This window comes from Halomonas sp. (genome assembly GCF_031581305.1).
Lineage (GTDB): Bacteria > Pseudomonadota > Gammaproteobacteria > Pseudomonadales > Halomonadaceae > Halomonas.
Genome location: NZ_JAVLBC010000262.1, coordinates 1 through 3711, shown reverse-complemented (window position 1 = coordinate 3711; position 3711 = coordinate 1). Strand labels below are relative to the sequence as shown.

Annotated in this window: 5 protein-coding genes; 1 reads left to right on the top strand and 4 read right to left on the bottom strand. The window is 70.2% G+C overall.

The window, feature by feature from the left end; translation table 11 throughout:
* The 4 genes from hypD to RI841_RS15375 all read right to left on the bottom strand — a co-directional run.
* A partial coding sequence (gene hypD / locus RI841_RS15390; RefSeq protein ID WP_310706509.1) for a hydrogenase formation protein HypD occupies window positions 1–1773 on the bottom strand: 1773 nt, incomplete at its 3' end.
* Window positions 1774–1776: 3 nt separating this feature from the next.
* On the bottom strand, window positions 1777–2565 hold the full coding sequence (gene hypB, locus RI841_RS15385; protein ID WP_310706508.1) for a hydrogenase nickel incorporation protein HypB: 789 nt from the start codon (window positions 2563–2565) through the stop codon (window positions 1777–1779).
* A 10-nt stretch (window positions 2566–2575) separates the two neighbouring features.
* Window positions 2576–2941, bottom strand: a complete 366-nt coding sequence (locus RI841_RS15380) for a hydrogenase maturation nickel metallochaperone HypA (RefSeq protein ID WP_310706507.1) — start codon at window positions 2939–2941, stop codon at window positions 2576–2578.
* Window positions 2934–3194 carry a HypC/HybG/HupF family hydrogenase formation chaperone gene (locus tag RI841_RS15375; protein ID WP_310706506.1) on the bottom strand — a complete coding sequence of 87 codons (261 nt, stop codon included), beginning with the start codon at window positions 3192–3194 and terminating at the stop codon, window positions 2934–2936. Before RI841_RS15375 ends, RI841_RS15380 begins: the two co-directional genes overlap by 8 nt.
* A gap of 296 nt (window positions 3195–3490) precedes the next feature.
* On the opposite strand from RI841_RS15375, the gene RI841_RS15370 reads away from it, so the two are divergent.
* A partial coding sequence (locus RI841_RS15370) for a DEAD/DEAH box helicase (RefSeq protein WP_310706505.1) occupies window positions 3491–3711 on the top strand: 221 nt, incomplete at its 3' end.

Here is a 3711-nt window from a genome sequence, read left to right as displayed (position 1 = left end):
CTCCACGAAGTCCTCGACAAATGTCAGACGGGGCCCGCACTGCGGGCAGCCGATCGACTGGGCATGGAAGCGCCGGCTCTCCGGGTCCTCGTATTCCCGCCGGCAGGCCGGGCAGAGCGGGAACGCCGCCAGGCTGGTGCGCGCGCGATCGTAGGGCAGTCGCTCGATCACGCTGTAGCGCGGGCCGCACTGGTCGCAGTGGGTGAAGGGGTAGCGGTAGTGACGATCCTGGGGGGCGTGCATCTCCGCCAGGCAGTCCGGGCAGACCGGGGTATCCAGCGGCAGGTGGACCGGGCCCGCCTGTTCGCCCTCGTCGTCGCTGGGCTGGATCAGGAACGGTCGGGCCGCGTCCGGCGGGCTCAGCGTCGCCGGGATCGTCTCGCGGCGGGCGATGCGCGGGCTTGCCAGCCGCGGGGCATCAATGAGCAGGGCGCGCTCGAACGCTTTAAGCCGACCGACGGTGCCCTGGGCCTCGATCACCACCTCGCCGCCCCGGTTGCGCACCTGGCCAGACAGCCCCAGCCGGCTGGCCAGGCGCTGGACAAAGGGGCGAAAGCCCACGCCCTGGACAATGCCGGCTAGCACCCAGCGCCTTGCCTCCTGGTCGGGGGGGCTCTCGGTCGGAGCATCGTCGACCGGGGTGGCGGCAATCCGCCCGGAGGGCGGTTCCTGCGCCGCCCGGACGCCGCTCGCCCACCATATCCGGCAGGCGCCCTCCTCGGAGACCATGCAGGGCCCCACCGGATGGTCCGGATGGCAGGCGCTGCCATAGAGCCGGCACTGCGGCGGCCGGATTCGCCCCAGCACGACCTCGGCGCAGTCGCAGCCGGCCGGCATCTCGCCGCGTCGGGCATAAGCCGCCTCGAACACCTCGGGAAACTGCCGGCGCGCGTCGCGGTGGGCGAGTGCGTCCGTGCAGGCATAGCCCGAGTCGGGAAGGGAGCCGATACCGCGCCAGTCGGCGGCGGTGATGTCGAAGGTCGTGGCCATCAGCTCCTGCGCCCGGCGGTTGCCGTCGGCGGTGACGCACTGCGGATAGGCGTTGTCCAGCCGGGGGGCCTGGTCGAGCGCCTGTCGGAGCACCGCATGGAGGCCCTCCAGGATCAGGCCAGGGGTGAAGCCGGCCACGGCGGTGGGCAGGCCGTGTGACTCGGCCACGAAGCGCCACTGCTCGGCGCCCATGATCGTGGCGACATGTCCCGGGGCGATCAGTGCATCGAAGCCCGGCGTGCCGTCCTCCAGTAGGTGGGCGATGGCCGGCCAGGTCTGGCGGGCGCTGAGCAGCAGCAGCAGGTTGTCCGGCAGGCCCGTCCGCGAGAAGAGGGCGGCGATCGGCGCCGTGGTCGTCTCGAAGCCGGCGGCGAAGAAGATCACCCGTTGGTCCGGATGCCGGTGGGCCAGGGCCAGCACCTCGCCGGGGGAGGCGACCGGGACCACCCGGCCACCGAGGGCGCGGGCGGCCTGCAGGGAGCGCGGTTCCCGTCGGGGGGCATTGCAGGGCACGCGCACCATGTCGCCGAAGGTGGCGACGATGACGTCGTCCATGAGGCTGAGAGCCACCGCAGCATGGATATCCTCTTCGGGGCAGACGCAGACGGGGCAGCCCGGCCCGGGGATCAGCTCCAGGTAGTCGGGCAACACCTTGCGCAGGCCGGCATGGGTGATGGTGCGCTCGTGCCCGCCGCAGACATTCATGATCCGCAGGCGGCCCGAGGGGGGCCGGGGCAGGGCGCGTATCTGCGACAGCCAGTCGCCGGGAGACGGGGTCGTCATGGGTCAGGCGAGGCCCGGGGAACGAGGCAGCAGGCACGCGCCCTCGCCGTGAGGCACCGGGCGGAAGGCCGGTCGGCGTCGCTCGGCCAGGCTGGCTTCGAGCCACTCGAGCCAGGCATCGAGCGGGCCTGACTTGCTGCTCAGCGCCATCACCGGGGCAGTAGAGGCGAGCCGGTGCATGTGCTCCGCCACGGCGTCGACGTCGAAGTCATCGAGGACCGCCAGCAGATCGGTCTTGGTGACCAACACCAGGTCGCTTGAGCGGAACATGACCGGGTACTTGAGCGGCTTGTCATCGCCCTCCGGGGTCGAGAGCAGGGTGACGTTGGCATGCTGGCCGAGGTCGAAGCTCGCGGGGCAGACCAGGTTGCCGACGTTCTCGATGAACAGGATGTCCAGGGTGTCCAGCGGCAGCGCATGGGCCGCGCGATGCACCATGGTGGCATCCAGGTGACAGGCGCTGCCGGTGGTGATCTGGACCGCGGGCACGCCCCTGGCGCGGATGCGCCGGGCATCGTTCTCGGTTTCCAGGTCGCCCTCGATCACCGCCAGTCGGTAGCGGTCACCCAGCGCCTCGATGGTGGCTTCCAGCAGGCGGGTCTTGCCGGCGCCGGGGGAAGACATCAGGTTGACGACCAGCAGGCCGGCGCGGTCGAAGTGATGGCGGTTATGGCGCGCGGCCTCGTCGTTGTGGGCCTTCAAGCCCTCGAGCACCTCCACGGTATGGACGTCATGCTCATTCGAGGTTTGCTGCAGTTGGTCGGGAAGGGCGCAGCCGCAGGTTTGGCACACGATGGGGCTCCTATGGGATCGGATGGGGAGTGGTGTCGGCGAGGTCGACGCTGACCAGCAGGAGCTCGTCGCCGCCGGTCAATCGGGTCTGCCAGTGCCCGCAGCGAGGGCAGCTCAGGTCGTTGACGCTGGCCTCGGCCTCCTGCCGGCAGTGGGGGCAATGCACCCGGACTGAACACCTGGCCATCTCCAGCCGCGCGCCCTCGGCGGCGGTATGGCGGCTGGCTTGCGGAAAGGCCTCGCGCATCAGCGCGGCCTCGACCCCGGAGAGCGGCCCGATGCGTATGCAGATGCGGCGTATGATTAGCGCGCCATGCTCGGCGGCGACCCGGCTGGCCTGGCGGACCAGCGAGCGGCAGAGGCTCAGTTCATGCATGTCCGAGGGCTCCGTCGTCCGTCCCTGCGGGGGTGGCGTCGTCCATCTCGTCAAGCAGTCGCCAGGTCGCCAGGGCATCCTCGGGGGCCAGTCGCTGGAGGGCGTAGCCGACATGCACGATGACGAAGTCGCCCACGGCGAGGGGCTGGTCCTGGACCAGCATCAGGTCGATGTCGCGCTCGATGCCGCGGGACGCCGCGCGCGCCGTGTCGCCGTCGAGGCGGGTGATCTGCATGGGTATCGCCAGGCACATGATCCGCGTCGGGCCTCCTCGTCATGTGGCGTGATGGTCACGGGTAGCATTAGCCCTCCCTGCCACTGACTATAGAGGATTGGGCGCCGTTGAGACATGGCCCTGCCCGAAAGCGGGGCAGCCCCCTCGGCGAGGCGTGCTCCGAATGTTGTGACAACGTCACCGAGCCGGGTGATGCTCGCCACTTTCTGCTATCCTGCTTGTCTCCGATTATCGCTCCCACGGCCCCGGCTTGACGGCTCCCGCCGTCCTCGCGCCTTGTTCCGGTGCCCGCCTCCTTTTGCAGGTTTATCCACGTGTCTGATTCCTCTCCCGATTTCGCCACGCTATCGCTGGCGCCGGAACTGCTGGCCAACCTCGCCTCGCTGGGCTACGACGCCATGACGCCGATCCAGGCCGAGAGCCTGCCGCCGATGCTGGCGGGACGCGACGTGATCGCCCGGGCGAAGACCGGCTCGGGCAAGACCGTGGCCTTCGGCCTGGGGCTGCTCTCGCGGCTGTCCCTCGCGTCCTCTCG

Excerpts from the sequence above, each read along its gene's own strand:
- RI841_RS15380 (WP_310706507.1), bottom strand. The coding sequence starts at position 2,941 with ATGCATGAACTGAGCCTCTGCCGCTCGCTGGTCCGCCAGGCCAGCCGG.
- RI841_RS15375 (WP_310706506.1), bottom strand. The coding sequence starts at position 3,194 with ATGTGCCTGGCGATACCCATGCAGATCACCCGCCTCGACGGCGACACG.